19 protein-coding genes and 1 riboswitch are annotated in these 21,443 nt (G+C 36.2%); of the genes, 11 read left to right on the top strand and 8 right to left on the bottom strand.

Annotation, left to right across the window (positions count from 1 at the left end):
* Positions 1–36: 36 nt before the first annotated feature.
* The 3 genes from D8M04_RS08195 to D8M04_RS08205 all read right to left on the bottom strand — a co-directional run bounded on the left by D8M04_RS08195 (position 37) and on the right by D8M04_RS08205 (position 2,459).
* Complete coding sequence (locus D8M04_RS08195) at positions 37–1,143, bottom strand: 5-methyltetrahydropteroyltriglutamate--homocysteine S-methyltransferase (RefSeq protein ID WP_121522443.1); 1,107 nt, start codon at positions 1,141–1,143, stop codon at positions 37–39.
* Between the two features lie 145 nt (positions 1,144–1,288).
* A riboswitch (SAM riboswitch) is annotated at positions 1,289–1,390 on the bottom strand.
* Positions 1,391–1,734: 344 nt separating this feature from the next.
* Complete coding sequence (locus D8M04_RS08200; RefSeq protein ID WP_121522444.1) at positions 1,735–2,022, bottom strand: YxcD family protein; 288 nt, start codon at positions 2,020–2,022, stop codon at positions 1,735–1,737.
* Entirely contained in the window at positions 2,010–2,459 is a 450-nt protein-coding gene (locus D8M04_RS08205) for a hypothetical protein (protein ID WP_121522445.1), read from the bottom strand. Before D8M04_RS08205 ends, D8M04_RS08200 begins: the two co-directional genes overlap by 13 nt.
* Before the next feature lie 276 nt (positions 2,460–2,735).
* Between D8M04_RS08205 and D8M04_RS08210 the strand changes: the two genes are divergently transcribed.
* Positions 2,736–3,035: an MGMT family protein gene (locus D8M04_RS08210; protein ID WP_121522446.1), complete on the top strand. Its 300-nt coding sequence runs from the start codon at positions 2,736–2,738 to the stop codon at positions 3,033–3,035.
* A 155-nt stretch (positions 3,036–3,190) separates the two neighbouring features.
* On the opposite strand, the gene D8M04_RS08215 is transcribed toward D8M04_RS08210, so the two are convergent.
* Positions 3,191–3,961, bottom strand: coding sequence for an SDR family NAD(P)-dependent oxidoreductase (locus D8M04_RS08215; protein ID WP_121522447.1), 771 nt, complete (start codon positions 3,959–3,961; stop codon positions 3,191–3,193).
* A gap of 177 nt (positions 3,962–4,138) precedes the next feature.
* Between D8M04_RS08215 and D8M04_RS08220 the strand changes: the two genes are divergently transcribed.
* A complete protein-coding gene (locus D8M04_RS08220; RefSeq protein ID WP_121522448.1) occupies positions 4,139–4,729 on the top strand; it encodes a TetR/AcrR family transcriptional regulator in 591 nt (196 codons plus the stop codon).
* Positions 4,730–4,841: 112 nt separating this feature from the next.
* Here the strand turns inward: D8M04_RS08220 and D8M04_RS08225 are convergent, their stop codons facing one another.
* The 4 genes from D8M04_RS08225 to D8M04_RS08240 form a co-directional block, all read right to left on the bottom strand.
* Entirely contained in the window at positions 4,842–5,975 is a 1,134-nt protein-coding gene (locus tag D8M04_RS08225) for a CAP domain-containing protein (protein ID WP_121522449.1), read from the bottom strand.
* A 201-nt stretch (positions 5,976–6,176) separates the two neighbouring features.
* Positions 6,177–6,515: a hypothetical protein gene (locus D8M04_RS08230; RefSeq protein ID WP_121522450.1), complete on the bottom strand. Its 339-nt coding sequence runs from the start codon at positions 6,513–6,515 to the stop codon at positions 6,177–6,179.
* Entirely contained in the window at positions 6,490–7,110 is a 621-nt protein-coding gene (locus tag D8M04_RS08235; protein ID WP_246001164.1) for an RsiV family protein, read from the bottom strand. Before D8M04_RS08235 ends, D8M04_RS08230 begins: the two co-directional genes overlap by 26 nt.
* Before the next feature lie 92 nt (positions 7,111–7,202).
* On the bottom strand, positions 7,203–7,478 hold the full coding sequence (locus D8M04_RS08240) for a DUF1292 domain-containing protein (RefSeq protein ID WP_121522452.1): 276 nt from the start codon (positions 7,476–7,478) through the stop codon (positions 7,203–7,205).
* A 320-nt stretch (positions 7,479–7,798) separates the two neighbouring features.
* Between D8M04_RS08240 and D8M04_RS08245 the strand changes: the two genes are divergently transcribed.
* The 9 genes from D8M04_RS08245 (at position 7,799) to D8M04_RS08280 (ending at position 21,299) form a co-directional block, all read left to right on the top strand.
* Entirely contained in the window at positions 7,799–9,043 is a 1,245-nt protein-coding gene (locus D8M04_RS08245) for an aminopeptidase (RefSeq protein ID WP_121522453.1), read from the top strand.
* Positions 9,044–9,797: 754 nt separating this feature from the next.
* Positions 9,798–10,787, top strand: coding sequence for a processed acidic surface protein (locus D8M04_RS08250; RefSeq protein ID WP_158595096.1), 990 nt, complete (start codon positions 9,798–9,800; stop codon positions 10,785–10,787).
* A gap of 329 nt (positions 10,788–11,116) precedes the next feature.
* Positions 11,117–13,495, top strand: a complete 2,379-nt coding sequence (locus D8M04_RS08255) for a polyprenyl synthetase family protein (RefSeq protein WP_121523096.1) — start codon at positions 11,117–11,119, stop codon at positions 13,493–13,495.
* A 96-nt stretch (positions 13,496–13,591) separates the two neighbouring features.
* On the top strand, positions 13,592–14,791 hold the full coding sequence (gene ilvA / locus D8M04_RS08260; protein ID WP_121522455.1) for a threonine ammonia-lyase: 1,200 nt from the start codon (positions 13,592–13,594) through the stop codon (positions 14,789–14,791).
* Between the two features lie 255 nt (positions 14,792–15,046).
* A complete protein-coding gene (locus tag D8M04_RS08265) occupies positions 15,047–15,811 on the top strand; it encodes an alpha/beta hydrolase (RefSeq protein WP_121522456.1) in 765 nt (254 codons plus the stop codon).
* A gap of 551 nt (positions 15,812–16,362) precedes the next feature.
* Positions 16,363–17,139 carry a GTP-sensing pleiotropic transcriptional regulator CodY gene (gene codY, locus D8M04_RS08270; RefSeq protein WP_121522457.1) on the top strand — a complete coding sequence of 259 codons (777 nt, stop codon included), beginning with the start codon at positions 16,363–16,365 and terminating at the stop codon, positions 17,137–17,139.
* A gap of 454 nt (positions 17,140–17,593) precedes the next feature.
* The gene (locus D8M04_RS08275) at positions 17,594–18,019 is read left to right on the top strand and encodes a helix-turn-helix domain-containing protein (RefSeq protein ID WP_121522458.1); all 426 of its coding nucleotides are present in this window, start codon (positions 17,594–17,596) and stop codon (positions 18,017–18,019) included.
* Between the two features lie 367 nt (positions 18,020–18,386).
* Positions 18,387–18,467, top strand: coding sequence for a putative holin-like toxin (locus D8M04_RS20710; protein ID WP_222928586.1), 81 nt, complete (start codon positions 18,387–18,389; stop codon positions 18,465–18,467).
* A gap of 108 nt (positions 18,468–18,575) precedes the next feature.
* Entirely contained in the window at positions 18,576–21,299 is a 2,724-nt protein-coding gene (locus D8M04_RS08280) for a GTP-binding protein (protein ID WP_121522459.1), read from the top strand.
* Positions 21,300–21,443: the final 144 nt, after the last annotated feature.

Genomic DNA, 21,443 nt, shown 5'->3' on the forward strand with positions numbered 1-21,443 from the left:
TGTTTTGTTTCGTAATATCAGACCAGTCTTTTTAGATTAGCTCCAAATTTCTTTAGATACCTCCACGATATATTTTAATTTCTCCCATTGATCTTCCTCTGTTAGATTGTTCCCATGGTGGGTTGATGCGAACCCACATTGAGGGCTAATACATAATTGCTCTAAAGGTACATATTTTGTTGCTTCTTCAACACGAGCTTTGATTGCATCTTTATCCTCAAGCTTACCATTTTTAGAAGTAAATACGCCTAGTACTACTTGTGGACCGCCGTTTGGAACGTGTTCTAATGGTTCGAAATCCCCTGAACGTTCATCATCGTATTCTAGGAAGAATCCATCTACTTTTTCCTTAGCGAAAAGGGTTGGTGCTACTAGTGCATAGCTGCCACCAAAAGCATGGGCTGATTTATAATTCCCGCGGCAAAGGTGAGTTGTGACCACTAAATCTTCAGGCTGATTTTCTAATACACCATTTACAACTCGAACTGCCAAATCAATTAGCTGTTCTCTCGTATAGGTATCGTCAATTAAGTTATAATCGGGGGAAGAAAGACCAGCAATATAAACATCATCTAATTGAAGGTAACGACAGCCAGCATCATAAAATGCCTTTACAGCATCACGGTAAGCTTGGATAACATCCTTAGCGAAATCTTCAATGTCTGGATAGATTTCTCGATTACGTATCGTATGCTCAAACAATTGGTTTGGGCTTGGAATCGTTTGTTTCGCTACAGCACGGTCTCCAACAATTTCTTTAAATTCAACAAAGTCTTTTACAAATGGATGTTCAGGGTTAAAGGAGATTTTTCCTACATTGCGTACATGATGTCGATCTGTTTCTACGTTATCGCTAAATGTATATCCATAATCTGGTGTAAAGCCTTCGATTCCGTTTAAATGCTCCAAGAAATCCAAATGCCACCAATCACGACGAAACTCTCCATCTGTAACTGCTTGAAGACCTACTTCAATCTGTTTATCAACAATGTGTTTGATTTCTTTTGTTTCTACTTCACGTAATTGTTCTGCAGACGCTTTTCCTTCTTTAAAATCTTTCCTTGCTAGAAGGAGGTTTGTTGGACGAAGCAAGCTTCCAACATGATCTGCTCTAAATGGTGCTTTTACTATAGTTTTTGTCATGATTATATTCCTTCTTTCTATTGTTTGGTTTGTATATGCACTAAATCCTTATTCCAAATAAATGAATATCTATTCTATCACTCTAATAAAATTGAAAACCCCCTTCTTATTTATAAGAAGAGGGTGTGTTTTAGACTTAGCTCTCTTCTTATCTTTAAGTAAATAACTTCTGGAATTGGCACAGTACTATAAAAAGTCCGCTGCCGAGGCTTCGAAGGGCCAGTCCCTCCACCTCTCTTGATAAGAATATTCTATTATTTGATTTTAATATATATTCAATTTACACCTAAAATATTAGTCTGTCAACCGTGAATTGTAAGAAATTTTACGGAATAAAAGAGTGATAGAATTTTTCTTTACAGGAAGGGAGAGGAGGGAACTCTTGATTAATTTCTTAATAGACTAGAAGCCTTTATATTAATTAACTTGAAAAATCCTTACTGAAAGAGGTGCTTATAGAGACTTATAGAGATTCATGGAATGGTGTAAGTTTCTAAGAGAAGAAATGAAAATAGAGACAGGATTCTTATTGAGATAAGAATCCTGTCTCTATTATGGGTATGAGAAGGGATATTTACTAAAAAGCTTTCCTTACTGAATAATAGCAAAAATGCCTTCTTCATCATCTAAATCTAGTTTAATTCCAGCATAGGGATCACGGTGAAGAAATTCCTTTAGCCACATACGAATAGCTTCGATGAGATTGGACATGACAAGTACTTGCTGTCTGCCAGACCAAAAAACTTCCGCAGAAAAACCAGTATCATCGTCATATTGAAGTTCCACTTCAACTTCTTCAGGCTTAATGTCCTTTTTTCGTGCTATATAGACGCAAAGCGCATTGATGATATCCTGCTCAGGAATGATTAGTTTCTCCATGTGTTTGTTTCTTCTTTCTTTTTATTCTTAATGAAAGTATAGATTTTGTGAATGATAGCAATAACAGCAACAATGGCAATAATATTAACCGCCAAGCCTAATAAAGAACCAAGAATGCCTAAGTTACCCAGTAAGCCACCAAACAGAAGACCTGCAAGTCCTCCAAGCATTAACCCTTTCATCAGGCCGCCAGACATGAATCCACCCTTTTGGTTGGTATTACTAGTGGATTTATTTGTAGATACGGAGTCCTTCTTATTATTTTGGAATAAAGAACTATTATTGCTGTTGCTATTGCTATTATTATAATTAAAGCTCTTTTTCCCTGATTTATACTTTTTCGCCTCAACTGTAATAGAATGATCTTGAAAAATAGAGCCACCTATTGGAGCGAAGATAAGTGTTGCAGTAAGCAATGCTGTTAATAATTTCTTCAATTTGACTTTCCTCTCTTGTTTTGGATAATATTATAAGTCTATTATACTATAAACATGAAAAATACGTTTGATTGTACTCTGTAATTACGAAAAAAATCGTCTTTTTTATCACAAGTTAACGAGTGTTTGCCCTATTTCAAGAATTCGAGTAGGATACAAGGATAGTAATAGGGGACTAACAGCCAATAAACGCCCGATTCGTTCAAGGGCCTCATACTCATACCCTTGGGGTACTAACACTCAGTGAAGTTTCACTATATTTGGGAGGTGAATATTATGACTCCGTTTACAGAGAAAGTTATAAAAATTATCCAGGAAATACCAGAAGGGAAAGTAATGACCTATGGACAAATTGCTGGACTTGCAGGAAATCCTCGTGCTTCACGTCAAGTAGCAAGGATTCTTCACTCTATGAGCAGGAAGCATCGGCTGCCATGGCATCGTGTCATTAATGCGAAAGGCAAGATCGCTGTTCAGGATGAAGAGACTTTTCTAGAGCAGAAGACTAACTTAATTATCGAAGGAGTGGAGGTAGGGGAGAAAGGCATCATTAATTTGGAAAAATATCAAGTATAAAAAAGCACCCGACAAAATGAAGTCGGATGTATTGAGGAGTGTTATTTATATTTTACTAATGAGCGTTTACTAATATATACCCATCTTGATAAAATCCAAACATAAAAAACCTACAATTTTAAAAAAAACTGTAGATTTTTATGCTGGATTTTCAATTATCGAGAAGTATAGCCTGCATCAGCGTGAATCGTTGTTCCTGTTACATAAGAAGATGCGTCAGATGCTAACCATAATGTTGCCTGAGCAATCTCTTCAGCTTGGCCGAAGCGATTTAGCAAACTTAATTGTGGAGCATACTCTTCTTCTGTATAGCCAAATTGTTCAAGAGCACCACGAAGCATAGGGGTATCAATAGCACCTGGTGCAACAGAGTTAACGCGAATGTTTTCGGGTCCATTTTCTAATGCTGCAACCTTCGTCATACCGACAACACCGTGCTTGGCAGCAACGTAAGCGATGTTATTTGGCTGTGGGCGGAACCCACTAACGGAAGAAATATTAATAATAGAGCCACCATGGCCTTGTTCTTTCATTTGTTGTAATTCATATTTCATGCAAAGAGCTGCACCCTTTAAATCTACTGACATTAAACGATCCCAGTAATCTTCATCAAATTCAGCAGCTGGTTTGTCGTCTGGAGTAAGTGCTGCATTGTTTACCGCTACATCTAATTTACCATACGTATCTACAGCAAATTTAACCATTGCTTTTACTTGTTCTGAATTAGATACATCAACTTTAACGAATGCTGCTTCTCCGCCATTAGCTTTAATAGACTGTGCAACTTCATTCCCTTTTTCTTCATTAAAGTCCGCAATAACAACTTTCGCTTTTGCATCAGCAAAAAGTCTTGCAGTTGCTTCTCCCATCCCCATTGCTGCACCAGTTACTATTGCAACTTTTCCTTCTAATACTGGAAATGTCATTATCATTACCTCCTAAAATAATTTTAGAACGCTTTCAATTGATATTATATCGAAATTTGTCATTTTTCAGCAATAAACAAAAAATTTAGATTGTCTATTACTGAACAAAAGGATAGGTTTTGTTCAGTAATAATTGTAAAATATAGATGATAAATCATTTAGAGGTGAGGTGGAGGGATGGAACTTTATTATGATAAAAGAGTACAACGTTCTAAAGCAGCAATAAAAGAGGCTTTTATAACATTGCTCTATCAAAAGACCTTTGAACAAATTACAGTTTCTGAAATTGTGAAAGAAGCAAATTATAATAGAGGAACTTTTTATGCAAATTTCGAAACAAAAGATAATTTATTAAATGAATGTATTAAAGACGTGCTGACTGAGATGGTCCAACAAATCCGTGTTCCTTACGAATCAATGAGCAAAGTAAACTTTCATGAAATGAATTCTGAAGACATTACGTTATTCCATTACTTTAAAGGAAATGCCAAACTTTATCGATTGTTATTAAGTGATCATATACGGGTGGATTTTCGTTATCAGATGGCAAAAGCAATAGAGGAATTATTTATAGCTGAATATAATTATGTGATGAGTGAAGGTACTATACTTGATCCAAAATGGTTATACATATACAGAGCTCACGGTGTCGCAGGTCTCATTATTCGTTGGATTGAGGAAGATTTCTCTGAGGAACCAGAATATATGGCTAAACAGATTATTGAGTTAATGGTTACTTCTACAGATGGTTTCTATGTGAAAGATTAGAAAAAACGAGAAACGATTAATACATTCATATTCCTGATGAATTTGCATGAAATTCTTAAAAATAACAAAAGCCAGCCTCCCGGAGTCTTGGGATTCTGGCTTTTTAAATTATTTAATTGGATAAATAATTCTCAGTATAATAAGGTTGATCATCCTCATTAAATGCAACACCAACAGCAAGGGCTTCAAATCCGGTATGCAATTTATTTTCCCTATGTCCAAGTGAATTCATTAAACCTTCATGGGCAAAAATACTGCTTGGCTGTCCCGCGGCTAAGTTCTCACCAGCCATCGTATAGGAAATCGCATCCTCTGTCATTCGATCAAATGGGGATTGTCCTTCCTGGTTGGTGTGGCTAAAGTAATTATTCACCGCCATATCTGTACTATGGTCCCTGGCGGTTTGTCTGACCGGTTCCGCCCAGCTTAGTACAGGAAGACCATGATTCACTCTCGCTGCATTAGTTAAATCAAATAGCTGATACTCAAAGCCTTGCTTTAAGTCATCGTTAGGCTCGCCGAAATAAGCTTTCTTTTCTTGCTCCAGTTCTTTACTTATAATTTGGATAGCTGTTACGGTTTTATTTTCATGTTTATCATAAAAGATCGTAATATAGTTATCATCCATTAAAAAGATGTCATACTCTTGATTATTATCTAACTGGTACGTAACAAGCCCTTTTCGGATGCCATCTAATGGCTCTTCTGCTATAGCAGCAAGTACCTCTTCTTGGGTGCTTTCCAAGCTAATCCCATGTGTGGACGATACTAAGTCTTGGTTGGTGTATAAGCCTGCTACCTGGTCTTTGTCATCGTAAGCGACCATAAAGAAATTTTGATAGTTCTCATGATAAGCTACCCAATCTACTCCGTATTCATTTTCCGAAGCACGTTTCGGTTCACCAACCTTAGCTTCCACCTCTGAGCGGATATCACCTATCTCTATATTATTAATAGAAAACTCTTGCTCTGTTGGTTGTTGGAGTTCAGGTTTTTCAACCATTGGTTCATTTGGAGTTTCGTCCTCACCGATATTATCTTGTACCATTCCCATGAAGCGTTGAAACTCCTGATTTATGGTATCTACCACGGCATGGATCGTCGGATTTTCACTTACTTGATTAATATCGGTTCGTATATCATCGTAAACGCCTTGGAACCCAGCTTGTTTCCATATGTCACCATAGAAGTGCCAGAATCCCCAAGCAAGTAATAACAAAAAAATAATAGTTCGTATTCTGGGCATTCATCCCACTCCTTGTCAGCCCTATTGTAGCATGAAATATACACATGAAAAAGCATGGGCTTCAAGGAAGTTTTCCCCAGTAAATAGTCGGTAATGAGCCTGCCATTAAATGCTTTTTCCTCAAGAGAAGGTCGCAAACGATAAAAGGCCTCTCTTTTATGTATTCGTTACATTAGAGAGGCCTTAATAAGGCAGTCTGAATTATTTCATTTTAATTGGGGTGCAAACCGCATATAAATTTTCAGTAGCATCAGACATATTGATTTCTACTACTTTATATCCTGTATCGATTAATTTTAAAACTGGATTCTTGACCATAGTTGATTTCTCTTCCATTCTTCCTCTTCCTTCCGTAATATTATCACACACAGAAGCTATTATATGAATGAAGGAGAAAAATGTGACTAAATTAATGAAAAAGTTAGTCGTATCCTCACTATTATCTTTTAATGATAGGTATCCAATTCTTCGCATAGGAAGCTGGAAGTTTATTAATTTATAAAATATTAGATTCTTAGTTATTTTCCACCAGCCTTTCAAGTGGTCCATCCTTATTTATAATATCTTGTATGTCATAAATATTAATTGGAAACATTGGAAAGCCATAGACATATGGTGTGATGTCATATAGCTGGTAAAAAAGTACAAGTGTTTTATCGGCAATGTAAAAATCTTGGTCTGGTTTAATGCCGGTAAATGCTCCGAGTAAAGGAACGTCCCGTGCGATGATCTGTTCCTCCACTAGCTTAGAAAGGCGTTGTTTATAGTCACTTCTTGGTTTAAATAGATCAGCAAGATTTACTTTCTTTTCTTTCGTCAGATCAAAGGTTAATGCTTTAATAAAAGTCATTCCATGTGCAGCTTTCTCGTGATATGTATAATTGGTTAAAGTTAAACTGAATACTTTCCGTTGGTTATTCTTCAATGCATAACTACCAAGCATTTCTTCCAGAGTGGAGGGCATATTGCCAACCTGAAGATTAATTAGGGTTTGCGTGTCTTTTATAATCAATTGTTTAATATGATTAGCAAGAGTAGTATCTTTCATCCGATTAACCTGTGGGTAATAAACATGAATATTTGACCCATGATGAATGACAAGAGTTCTAGTGCTCACAGGGAAAGTAATAGGCACATTTCTCATCCTTTTTCATTCAGCCTATGCAGAGAAAATGTTTATTATGAAAGAAAAAGCGTGAGCTTCTAAATGAAAGCTCACGCTTGTGTTTACTCATTTTCGTTCTCGGCTAAAATGGCATCGAATGCTTCAGATACTTTGTCAAACTCTTCATCAGTTTGAATTGCATCTACATCACCTTCATCATCTACCGCTAGAAAATATACATCAATGTCATCTTCACGATCTTCTTGTAAATCAGCTACGAAGCTTACTGCAATGTAATCTTTTCCTTCCAGTGTTACCTTTGCAAGTACTTCTACTTCTTGATCTTCTTCCTGCTCATCTGTAATTGTAAACACTTCGCCAACTTCAATTTCGTCCATTCGAGTTCCTCCTCACTTACGTGCAATAATAATTCATATAAATTATATTCCCATATTCTAACAAAAACATACAGGAAGAAGATAAAAAGGTAAAGCTAGAATGCTTATGATGAAGGAAAATTTATACAATGCCTGTAGTGGGAAGCTGGGTAGACGAAGAATAAATATCAGTTGTTAACGAGGTCGGATTCACCTCAGGAAACCTGCTTATCCGAAATCTTAAACCTAATCATATTTTATGGATTAAGTATTTTCACGAGTATTTTCAACTGTTTTATAATAAGATAAAGTATGTGGAAAATAGTATTGGAGGAATGGAAATGGTATTACCTAACTTTGAAGCAAATTTAAAAAAGTATGCCAGGCTTTTAGTCGCAAAAGGAATTAATTTACAGCCCGGTGATTGGGTTAAGATGACAATTAACGTGGATCAAGCTCCACTTGCTCGCTATATAACGAAGGAAGCCTATGCACTTGGTGCCGAAAAAGTCATTGTCAAATGGTCTGATGATGAAATTACTCAGCAGCATTATTTACATCAGTCTAAAGAGGTCCTGACAGATATTAAGGATTATGAAATTCAGGAATCTGAGGATCATGTTTTGAATCATCGTGTAAGCCGACTTTCCGTTTTATCGAGTGATCCAGGTTTACTTAACGAAGTGGATCCGGAAAAAGTGGCAGCCTTCCAAAACATAGCCGGTAAAGCCTTTAAAGCTCAACGAGTTGCAACTCAGAACGATGACCTGAAATGGACAGTAGCAGCGGCGGCTGGCGCAGGCTGGGCTGCAAAGGTCTTTCCTGATTTACAAACAACAGAAGAACAGGTAGATGCCTTATGGGATCAAATTTTCAAAACTTGTCGAGTTTATGAAGAAGATCCAGTTGCAGCATGGGATGCACATAAAGAATTACTTAAAGAGAAAGCAGCAAAATTAAACGATGCTCAGTTTGATGCATTACATTACAAAGCACCTGGAACAGATTTGAAACTAGGATTACCGAAGAATCATATATGGGCTAGTGCAGAGAGCTTTAATCCAAAAGGAGAAGAGTTTATTGCAAATATGCCTACAGAAGAAGTATTTACCGCACCTGATACCCGCCGGATGGATGGTGTAGTTCGCAGCACCAAGCCACTTAGCTATGCTGGTACATTAATTGAAGGCATAGAAGTTCACTTTAAAGATGGGAAAATCGTTGACATCTCTGCAGAAAAGGGAGATGCTACCATCAAAAAATTAGTATTTGATAATGAAGGTGGAACTGGACTTGGAGAGGTAGCATTAGTTCCAGATCCTTCACCAATTTCACAATCAGGCATCACATTCTTTACGACTTTATTTGATGAGAATGCCTCTAACCACTTAGCAATTGGTGCAGCGTACCCAACAACAATTCAAGGTGGAACAAAAATGAGTGAAGAAGAATTACAGAAGCATGGGATGAATACTTCCATTGTTCACGTTGACTTTATGATTGGATCTGACCAAATGGATATTGACGGTATCAAGGAAGATGGTACTGTTATCCCTATTTTCCGAAAGGGAGACTGGGCAATATAAAAATATAAAGAAAAAAAGTTCAGGAGTTGTAGATAATCTCCTGAACTTTTTTCTTTAGGACTTCTGTTTGAAATATTCGGTTAAGGCCTGCACGAACTCAATTCCTTGGTAGGTAAAAAGGGAAAGAGCTGTTAAGGAAAAGAACCCTATGATGATAAATCGGATTAGTAACATTTCAGATCCTCCTTTGAATTAGTTTAAAAAATGTTTAATTCAAAGGCTGGATCAAGTAATTCGCCTGATAAAAGACCGGGGTAAGCAATAATTTCCTTCTTGCTCTAATCAGCGAAAATACTAAAAATTGACTGATAGGTATAAAGATGACAAGTAAGCTATTCGTAATGGGAAGGGGTGCTTTATCTGTAAGATCACTACTGAATGAGTGGTTATCTGTAGAATGGAGGTCTGCTACTATTTTTTCTGGGTAAATTTGTAAAGAATGATAATCGTTTAAGGTCATATAAAAGAAACATGAAATTAGCAGTAGAAACGCTATGGTCATCAGCCGATTCATCAACATCACACCTTAAAAGAGTATCTTTAGAATTTTTATCACAGGTTAACTGACTGCAGGAGCCGATTAGTTGAATTCCACTTTACCACAATTTTTTTCATTTGACTATATCTATCTTTATAACAGTGTAAATATTAATATTCCTAATTAAAATGAAAAGATTTTGATTTCTATAGCTTTTTTTAATCTTTCCCAGTATAATACATCTAGCAATTTACAATTTTATTAGGGGGAGACACTTTGAAGCACAAAGTTGTTGGCTTATTATTTGCAATTATTATTAGTTTTTCTGTTTTGCCTAACACCGCTCTTGCAGTAGAATTGGATGATCCGGAATTTGAAGCGTATTTAGATGAGATAGGCTGGGAAAAGGAAGCATACACTGAACATCTCGAGAGTAAAGATTGGAGCTTGGAGGAGCATTTCTGGTCAGTGGATGAGCTTGGTATCCCATTAACAGAAGAATCCATTCAGCCTGTCTTAGATGAATTTAGTTTAACAAGAGAGGAATTAAATGCATTACTAATAGAATTTGGCGATATCATGGAAGGTCAGGATGTCTTAGACAGTGAATATCTTGTGTTTGAGGAAGATCTTGTTTATAGCATCGATTATTACATAAACGGTATGGTTGAAATCGATGAGGAGAACCTTAAAGAACTGCTGGAAACCTATCAATTTGAATCTGAGGAAGAACTAGAGTCATTCCTGAAGGAAAACGAGGATACCATTGATAATTACGACTATATTGGTGATTTAGATCTTGCTATTGATATGTATCTGAATCCGTGGGAAGGTACTGTAATCGATGATACAAGTCTGCAAGGAATACTGGAATCATACGAATTCGGTTCGAAAGAGGAATTAGATGCTTTCTTAGAAGAGCATGACGATTCCATTGAGAACTATGAATATATTGAGGACTTGGATGTTATGATTGACATGTATTTAAATCCCTGGGAAGGAACAGCAATTGATGATGCTAATTTACAAGAAACGTTGGATAGCTATGGGTTTGCCTCAAAAGATGATTTAGAAACATTCTTAACGGAGTATGATGATTCCGTTGAGAACTATGAATACATAGAAGACCTTGATGTAGCTGTTGATATGTATCAGAATAATGACATCTTATTGAGTGAAGATTTATCAGTTGTCGGGATGAATGATTACAATATTGTCTACATTCTTCTCTTACTTGAAGTAGTATATTCGCTTTGGGTGAATTAATCTTGGATACATATATCCAAAGATTATCAATAAAGAGCTGCAGTCGTTCTTGAAAGGAAATATACCATACTAAAAAGCTCCCACGTGGGAGCTTTTTAGCTGCTTAGCTTGGTTTTGAGCTAATATAATTAAGGGATTTCAGATAATTCCATCCACCTCTTTCATATTTACCAATAAACACCATATATATAAATAATCCCCAATACTTATAATAAGGGAACTCCAAAATAGCCATCCAACTTTAAAGATGTTATGTTTTAAGAAAAAATATGATGTTGTGCGGATAGAAGGATTCAGACAACATAAACACAGAGGGAATGTAATTGAATATGAGGAAACAAGATCAAGAGATATTAAACACCGAAGAAGTTTATCAGCATGCACAGGGTATGGCGCTAATTTATTTTCATGCCTTAAAACAAGCACTTGATAATAAGAACTATGTTCAGCCATTAATAAAGGATATGGAAACATGGAAAGAAAAACATATAAAAGGAAGATCCCTCCTTTCACGTCTTGCTGGGAGATCTAAAAGTAGAGAGGAAAAGGACTACCATAGTTATATAAAATGGCTGGACAGAACAGGGGAGCTGGATAATTATCTGGACCGTTCTATGTCTTATCTTTTTATACGGGATTTAGGTAAGGCATTAAACAATCCTGAAACCGCACAACAGATTGAGGAAGTAGTCCAGCGATTGAAAACGCAGCTTACCAAATCGCCAAATAAAACCAAGGGTTTAGAAACCTTTAGTACGGCTGGTTTATACCGTTACGGGAAAAAAGAAGGCATTGAGTCTACAATGATTTGGCTGATTGAAAAGCTTCGAAAGGTATCTTCCATCATTCCTGATGAAATGGATGTAGAACATGCCCAGCGTAAACTTATCAAGATTATTGCCGGGGTTATCATGCATGCAGAGGATGAAATGGATAAGGATATTAAACCAGATGTACGTAAACAAAAGCTTTCGGAAGCAATTCGTCTCGGTTATGCATATGGGTTAACTTATCCGTTTATTGATGATTTATTGGATTCTCATGTATTGTCAGCTAAAGAAAAAGAGCAATATTCTGAACTTATCCATACTACATTAAGCACGGGCTTCGTACCTGAAATAAAAAACTGGGAAGGAGAAAATAGGGAATTCATCGAATCAGTACACAGAGAATTGCGCGATGCATTCCTTTATATGAAAGACTATCAAACCCAGGACACAAGAGAAATATTTTTCGATCAAGCATATGTGTTTTTTCGTTCACAGGAAGTTGATCGTGTAAAAGACTTAGCTGACACAACGTATACAAATGAAGAGTTGTTTATTCCAATTATCTTAAAATCTGCTTCGTCACGACTTATAGTACGTACGGCAATCAGCGCACCAAAGGATGAAGGCTTTGATTCTCGGACCTTCTACTATGGAATATATAATCAGCTTGCAGATGATTTTACGGATATGTTTAAGGATTTAGAGGACGGTGCAGTGACTCCCTACACATATTATTTAACCCATCATGACCAAAGAAAGGATTTAATAAACCCGTTTGAATTGTATTGGACAGTTATTTATCACCTCATTCATGAGGTATATGATGCGGATGAAAAAACCTGTGAAGTGATTTTAAATCGAGCAATTAACAGTCAAAAACGTTTTAAAGAAAAAGTTGGCTCACCTAAATATAAGGAATTAATGAGCATCCTCGGTGACTTCCATCCTTCCTTAAATAATTTGATTCAAAACTTGATACAAAAGGCAGATCATATAAACTTCTTTGATAAACTGCTTCGTGATCATGTGCTTAGATTGTTACGCAACCAGCGACAGGAGCGAGAGACGTTTAGTGACATAATAGAAGAAGCACGAGAAGAGATCAACCGGCTTTTGCCTTTATCAACGGAGAACGCTCTGCAACGGGACTCCATTCTGGATGCTGCCAATTACAGCCTACAAAGTAATGGAAAACGTCTCCGTCCAATAGTAACTTGGGTGCAAGGGATTCATGAATATGGATTAAATAAAGAGGAACTTCTCCCATTAATTAAATCTATCGAATACATGCATACTGCTTCCTTAATTTTCGATGATCTACCCGCACAGGATAATTCCGCTTTTCGTAGAGGAAGGCCAACCGTTCACGAAGTATATAACACAGCGATTGCCGAATTAACAGGATTATTTTTAACTCAAAAGGCTGTTGAAGCACAAGCAACGCTAGATGCTTTTGATTCTAAAATAGTACTCAAACTGATTCATTATTCTGCTCAAGCAACAGCGGAAATGTGTAAAGGGCAAGCCCTTGATTTGGGCTCGGAAGGAAAACAATTAAGTCTAAACGAGCTTCATACCATGGTGTTCTATAAAACAGGACTTGCATTTGAAGCTTCTCTAGTGATGCCAGCTATTCTTGCTGGTATAGAAGATACACAGATTAGTTTACTGAAAAAGTTCGCATACCATGCTGGGGCTGCCTTTCAAATAAAAGACGATCTATTGGATGTAGAAGGTGAGTTTAATGTTATCGGGAAGCCGACTCATATCGATCAGAAGAACAACCACTCTACTTTTGTCACAGTACTAGGAACAGAGGGTGCAAAAAAAGAAATGTGGGAGCATTATTTGAGGTCCGTGGAAGTATTAGAACAAATGCAGACTAAGACAAACTTTTTAGCACATTTTCTTGATTATATAGTAATCCGTGACCATTAAAGCTAGAGAGTGCCTCTAGCTTTTCCTATCTGTGTATAAGCCTAATATAGTTTTGGCAAAATACTAAAATCAGTACAGGCATAAGGGGAGACTGCGTTGGTTTCTTTAAAAGATATTAAAAAAGCAAATGACCAGCTAAAAGGTGTCGTTCATTGCACACCACTTGACTATTCACTCACGTTTAGCAACATGGCTGATAACGATATTTATTTGAAACTTGAAAATTTACAAAAAACAGGCTCATTTAAGGTTCGAGGATCCTATAATAAAATGCATTCTCTTGAAAAGGAGGAATTGAAAAATGGCGTTGTAGCAGCTTCTGCGGGAAATCATGCTCAAGGCGTGGCGTATGCAAGTAAGATGTTAGGTATACCTTGTACGATTGTGATGCCCACTGGTGCACCAATAAGCAAGGTTCAAGCTACAGAAGCATATGGTGCTGAGATTATTTTGCATGGAGCGAGCTTTGATGATGCTCTCGCTTATGCATTAGATTTACGTGATAAACGAGAGGCCAAATTTATTCATCCATTCGATGACCCTGCTATTATAATTGGACAAGGAACGATTGGGCTGGAGATTTTGGAACAAATATCAGACGTAGATGCTGTAGTATGCCCGGTTGGAGGCGGTGGTTTAATTGCAGGGGTTGCAGCGGCAATGAAAGAAAAGAATCCTCACCTGCAAATTTATGGGATTGAGGCAGAGGCCTGTCCAAGTATGAGTGAATCGCTAAAGCAGAATCAATTATTAACGGTAGATTCCACCCCGACAATGGCAGATGGAATTGCGGTCAAACGTCCAGGACAACATCCCTTTGAGCTTGCTAAGAAATATGTGGATGGAATGTTTACCGTGGATGAAGAACAGATTGCCAAAACAATGCTTCTGCTTCTAGAACGAAATAAGTTGCTCGTAGAAGGTTCTGGTGCCGTTTCATTAGCTGCATTGCTTCATCATAAGCTTCCAATAAAAAATAAAAAAGTTGTTGCCATTCTTAGTGGTGGTAACGTTGATGTCAGTTTTATCTCCCGTATTATTGAACGGGGCATGGTAGAAGCTGGGAGAGTCATGCAATTCAAGCTTATTCATAAAGACCGGCCAGGTAACTTGGAAAAAATATTAAGAATCATTTCTGAACAGCAGGCAAATATCATTGACATTTCACTAAATCGTATTGGTGATAAAATTTTTCCGAATGAAGCACAGTTATCTCTTACGCTTGAAACGAAGAACAAAGAACATATAGATGATATATATCATGCATTAATGAAAAATGGTTATCATCCAGATTAATCGAAAATGGCAATATTCGAAAGAGCGACGGGCATAAATGCTTTTAAATTCAAAAGTCGGGCGATATCCTAGGTTAGAGAGTATTACCGAAACGACATGACTTCATTAGGCATCGCTCGAATTTTCTTTTGATAGCCCATTTTGGCTTCTTTACTTTTGAAACTAAAAGGTTTTTATTGCATTAAATCCTAGTAAACTGATATAATTAATAATTATAATGTTGGGATGAAATGAAAGAAAAAGGAGCTGTTCATCATGAAGGAAAAGTATCCAGTTATACCAGGTGCGGAGTCTTTTTATATAAGGAAAAACAAGATTGGTATTCTTATTTCTCATGGATTTATGGGGACCCCACAAAGTGTAAGGTATATAGGAGAAGCATTTGCAAGCTTAGGGTACACAGTTCATGCACCGAGATTAAAAGGACATGGAACCCATTATAAGGATTTAGAGAAATGTACAAAAGATGATTGGTACCAATCTTTAGAAGATGGATATAAAGCATTGCAAAAGGAGTGTACCACTGTTTTCGTCCTAGGTCAGTCGATGGGTGGAACCCTAGCGCTTCAATTGGCTCACCAATACCCTAATATTGCCGGATTAATACTTATCAACACCGCTCTTTCTCTTCCTGCATATGATCCTCTAAGAGAGCAAATGGAACCAAGGTATATTGATGAGAGTGCACCCGACATTAAAGCGAAGAACGTATCTGAGATTACTTATTCGAGAACGCCCTTGCATGCCATCCATGAACTTCAGACTTTGATGAGTGACACACCAAAGATTCTGCGTGAAATCCAGTGTCCCACACTTGGGATCAGATCAAAAGATGACCATGTTGTACCACCAATGAATACAAATTATATTTTAAACCAAATAAGTTCTAAGAGTAAAAAGCTTCTCATTTTACATGATTCATATCATGTAGCATCTATGGACAATGACAAAGACTATATTGTTGAGGCTTGTCACCAGTTTCTGGAGCAGCAATTAGAAAGTAAAGCAGTATATAATTAAACTTATTTTTAATTATAAAAGTGATTCAGGAGGCTTATACTATCTTGCTCCAATCGATAAGCTAATTTATAGTAGCAGCATTAAAAGCATTACAAATTACGACAAAAGAACATATTGAGCAGTTCGCTCTAACGAAAGGTGTCTATAAAGTGACATCTTTTTTTGTTTTTAGACATATATAAAATTATTCACAAATTTGTAAATATAAAATAGACTGAAATATGTTATTATAATAGGTAGATTATCACAAAACACAGAATATAAAATGAGTAAGTAATCCTAGTTTACTTTTGTTACAGAATTGTTAAAAAGATGCAAAATTTGTCTATAAAGATTGTTTTTTGTCGTAACTTGTATTATTATTTAAAATTGGATATGTTACTTTATTAACAAATATCTCTACCGTAATAAAGGAAGATTGTTAAATGGAGACGAACTAGAACCTATGGTTATGGTAGAAGAATAAGGAAATCTGTTCATACTATCATTCGTCGATCCTTATGATAATAAAATGACTAGCTATGAATATAGATTAAAATGGAGGAAATATTGTGGATTTATTAACAAAGTCAAGGAAGATTAATGCATTATTACAGGATGCTGGAGGCAAACCAGTTAGATTTAGTGAAATGGCAGAAACATTGTCTGAGATGATCCATTCTAATGTTTACATTATCAGCAGAAAAGGGAAGCTTCTCGGTTTTAAAATGCCACAAGAGGCGCAAACAGATCGTATGAAACAAATGCTTGAAGAAGGAAAGTTCCCTGAAGAATATACAAATCGTTTATTCTATGTTGAATCAACTGTTGAAAATCTAGATATTAATTCTGAATATACTGCATTCCCAGTTGAACACAAAGACCTATTTAAAACTGGATTAACAACGATTGTACCAATCATTGGTGGAGGAAAGAGACTGGGTACGTTAATTCTTTCTCGTCTAGAAAAAGAATTTACCAATGAAGATCTTGTATTAGCTGAGTACGGTGCAACAGTTGTTGGAATGGAAATCTTACATGGCGAAACGGAAGAGTTAGAAGAAGAAGCACGAAGCCAAGCTATCGTGAAACAAGCAATTAGCTCGTTATCTTACAGTGAGTTAGAGGCAGTAGAACATATCTTTGAAGAACTCAATGGAAAAGAAGGTTTGTTAGTAGCATCTAAAGTTGCTGATCGCGTAGGTATTACTCGCTCTGTTATTGTGAATGCTTTGAGAAAGCTTGAAAGTGCGGGAGTTATCGAATCCCGTTCATTAGGGATGAAGGGTACATTTATTAAGATTCTTAATGATAAATTCCTAGTAGAATTAGAAAAAGCAAAATTATAAAACGTCATAGATACAGGACTTTCCTCTTTAGAAGAAAGATGAATTCAAAATCCTTGACCTTAATAAAGAAATCAACTAGTTTTCAGTAGTTGGTTTCTTTATGTTTACATAAATATTATCTTTTCTTTGGTAAAATGATGGAATATTAAATATCTGAGGTATAACCTTAAAATAACGTCCTAAGTGTCCTAAGTATTGGATGGTAAGTACAGATTCATGGTTTTATTAGTAAAGTTTATCCCCGGTTTATAAGTTTGGAATGGAATGCTCAGGAGATCAATAGAATATAGGGGGAGCTTATTTCAGGGAGTAGCTTGTCCAACCTCAAGCTACCCCTTTCTTCCCTTATCAAACGTTTCGTGGATAATTTCAATAACATCTTCTTTGTTTGAATTGTTTCGCATAATAATCATCCTTTCTATAATCATTTTTCCAATTATGAGGTGGAATATACATGAGAGAAGTAACGATTCAATTATCGGAAGATACTTTTAATCAAATAAAAGAACTAACAGATCTTGAGAACCTTATTAACCGTCATCGTGACCGCGAGAGAAGCGATAATTATAAGATGGAGGAATTTATTATTGGATGTATTATTGACAAAATCGAGCAGATTAAACATTTTGATGCAATTCATCCATTCATTGAAAACAGGGAGAGTAGTGAGAAGCCAATTGTAAAAAATCGATTTAAGGAGATCGCCAAAGAAAAAAATATTTATATCAAGGATATAGCGGAACAATTGAATATGCAGCCGCCAAATATCTCCAAAATTTTTAATAATGCCTCACAGCCGCGTTTCGAGTTATTTGTGAAGATATGGCTGATTCTAGGCTGCCCACCATTACAACAATGTATAGTAATAGAAGGAGAATAAGCTTTTCTTAAAAAAGGAAAATAGCAGAAACAAGACCTTTTCTATTACCGCAACCAGCTCAAAAATCCTACTACAACACATGCTCTTACTAAAAATATACTATTTAGTCTGTTTACTTGGACTTGAACAATAGTTCTAAATCAACTTAGTGACATACTGTGGATTGGATCAGTTAAAAAAATCCACAAAAGAACCTTTTAAGGAGCTAATGAATAGAATTTACTAAGAAAGGGAATAGGACAAGCAACACTCTGCATATGGTTAAAAATAAGAAAACAGGAAAAGACCTATCAAAAACAATACGTTTCGAAAAAACATACACAATAATGTACTCTCCTGATACCATAAGGAAAGGGTGTAAACAGCCATGTCGGTATTCGAAACGCTAGTGTTAATGATGACGTTTGGTTCGTTAGTAATAGCTTTAATGTCGGAGAGAAATAAATAAATATCCCCATAAACCTTTCTAAAAAACGAATAGTGTAGTATATATATAAATAAAATAGATAGTCTGAATCTTTTAATAATAGGTATCATCTAGATGTGAGGGATAAATATGGACAAAGAAAAAAGTTTAATTAATAAATCGTATTATCATTTATTACTGGAAGGAAAAGAAGAAGATTATCCAATTATGGCATTAGGAAATATGTTTATGGAAGAACAGCAAAAGGAAGTAACGGACTTATCCGAGATTCGTTTTGCCCAAGGAGAAGTATATTATCTAAACCATGACTTTGAGGCGGCGATTTTTAAATGGGAATCCATTACAAATGAATTTAAACCATGGGCACAAAAGAATATTGCGGATGCACATGTCGAGTTAGATTTACTGGAAATAGCTGAAGAATTTTACTATGCAGTAGATACAGAATCCATCAATCTTCAAACAGAGGTATACATGCAGCTTTTCTCTCTTTACATACAGCGGAATAGACTAGATAAAGCAAAAGAAGTGCTGAAGCAAGCAGTTGACTTAAATCCAGGTTACCCAGGTGTAACGGACACAGCACGTGCCTTTTATGAAGAGCATGCTGAATATCACAGTGCTGTTATGCTTGCTGTCGATGAATCGATCCGTACGGAGAATCTGAGTTGGTTCGACGAGTTGGAATCCTATGTAGAACACGGACTTACAACAGACATGGAACCAAAAATATTTAATAAGGTTCTGGTTTCTTTATATGCTTTAAATCAACCACGCTTTGAACGGTTAGTAGTTGCGTTTGGGAGGTCCTACAAGCATACAGAATATTACTTTGCTTGGCTCTATGAGCTGAATCAGTTAATGGGGCAAGTCTCACATGAAAGAACACATATTTGGAGTAAATTATCACCCTATTACAAAGAAACCTATTTGGAATTAATTAAAGGAGATTATTTCATTAATGATTTGTCACATCTCCTTCCAAGTCACTTAAGCAATTGGATGAAGGTATCAACAGAAACGGATACGCTATTTTCTTCTGCAGCCGTATTAGCATGGAATGAGACGTTTCCATCGACAATGGAAGTTGATACAGTGAAAGAGGCAGAAAGGCGAATCCTTGATGTGAACGAGGTTCAGCATGATCCAAAATCGGTATATGAGCTTTTTGAAACATTGATTGCTTGGGCAAAGAACAAAGGATTGTCATTAGGGGAACGGTATGAATGGATGGTCCAGCAATTATTAAATGATAAGACATTCCATTTGATGATGGTTAGTGCAGATGCAACGAACAAAGAACACGTAGTAAATACTTTGTTAGATAAGAAAATATCAGGAGATTGGAATACTACAACGTTTTACCAACATCATGAGGAATATGAAATTCATGCTATTCAGGATGAAGAAAGATGGCTTGTTGAAAATCTCAATGATTTGAAGGAACAAGCAGATTTTGATTCACTTGTGTGCCATGTGAAATTACCAGCTCCATTCTTAGACGAAAATAAGCTCACAATAATAGATACACCAACCATTTCAACAGAACAAAGAAAAGCTAGAAAAACCGTATTTGAAAATGTTGAGTTTGCAGATAGTGTACTTCTTGTTCTAAATGCTGATGTTCCATTAACCTATAAAGAGCTAGAGCTAGCCATCCGAATTAGAGAACAAGCACCTGAGCTTCCAATTCATTTTGTACTAAGTAATTATCATTCAGTGAATATGGATGCAACCGAATTACTGAACAAAACAAGTAATTGGATTCATACGTATTTTCCAAAAGCGGAGACTATGCTAATCTTACCGAATGCACAATCCACTGCACTAACATCCTTTGTAAATAGTCTGGTGCAGGGCTATCCTATGAAAGAAGAACGCAATCGTAAACTGCTGTATTATACAAAAGAAGCAATTAAGCTTCTGTTAACGAAACGCACGATTATTGAGAACTCCTTAAAGGAAAAAATCCAGTGGGATGAGGAAGTAATTACAAAGCTTGAAGGTGCAGTGAATCAGCTTAATGATATCCAGGAAGAAAAAGTAGATTTGATTAAACGTTCCTATTCCAGTGGGAAAGAGGATATGCGTGATGTATTACTGATTAAGATTCCAGAGATTCTTAGGCAATGTTCAGAAATAGTAAAGGAAGATACAGACTTAACAGATATTCATCTTAAAATAAATAAAGAAATGAATAAGCGAATATCAGATTATATGGAGTTAACAGCTCTTCCCAATTACCGTAACCAGGTTCAGCAGTGGGTATCTGAAAGTGAAGAACTTCTGAAAGATATTCAGGTTATACTTGATGAAATGGCGGTTAGCTTTAATGGTTTATTAGAAGAAGATAAATTGAGTTTACAGGGTGACTTTAATATATTAAATGACTGGCAGCGTGATATAGAACGTATGACGAGTGGTAGTCTGCAATTAGACGAGAACAACTTTGTTTTAGGATCCAATGCATCTCAAATGCTTCTGAAAGGCGCAGGTAAACTATTTAGTTCTATCCCGCAAAATAAAGGTATGGTTCAAAATAGATATAAACAGTATCTTGAAAATAAGGATTATACGAAGATAACAGAATCCATAACTAATACCTATATACAACAATTTGAATTCTTTGAGCGTACATTAGAGCGGGATGTTCATATGTTCTTTACAAGGCCATTTGGTGAGTTAGAACGGACTATAAGCGAAAAAGAGGCAATCGTAGTAGAAAACAAAGCCACACTTGAAAATATGCAAGAGAATCCAGAAGTATATCGAGATCCGCTGAAGTTATTCCAATTAAAAGTATGTCAGTATCAATGGATGAGCAAAGATCACAAAAAAGCAGTAGAAGTGTAAGGGATATTATTTCTTCCACAAAAATCTTTAAAGAGTACACTTAAAAATGTTTATAGTTTTGTAAAATGGGTAATATATAGATGATGGGGTACAAGTGAGATTGTTCCCCAAGGATAAATGTGCTTTACGCGCTAGACATGGAGG

The sequence above is a fragment of the Oceanobacillus piezotolerans genome, from assembly GCF_003665065.1.
Classification (GTDB): Bacteria; Bacillota; Bacilli; order Bacillales; family Amphibacillaceae; genus Oceanobacillus; species Oceanobacillus piezotolerans.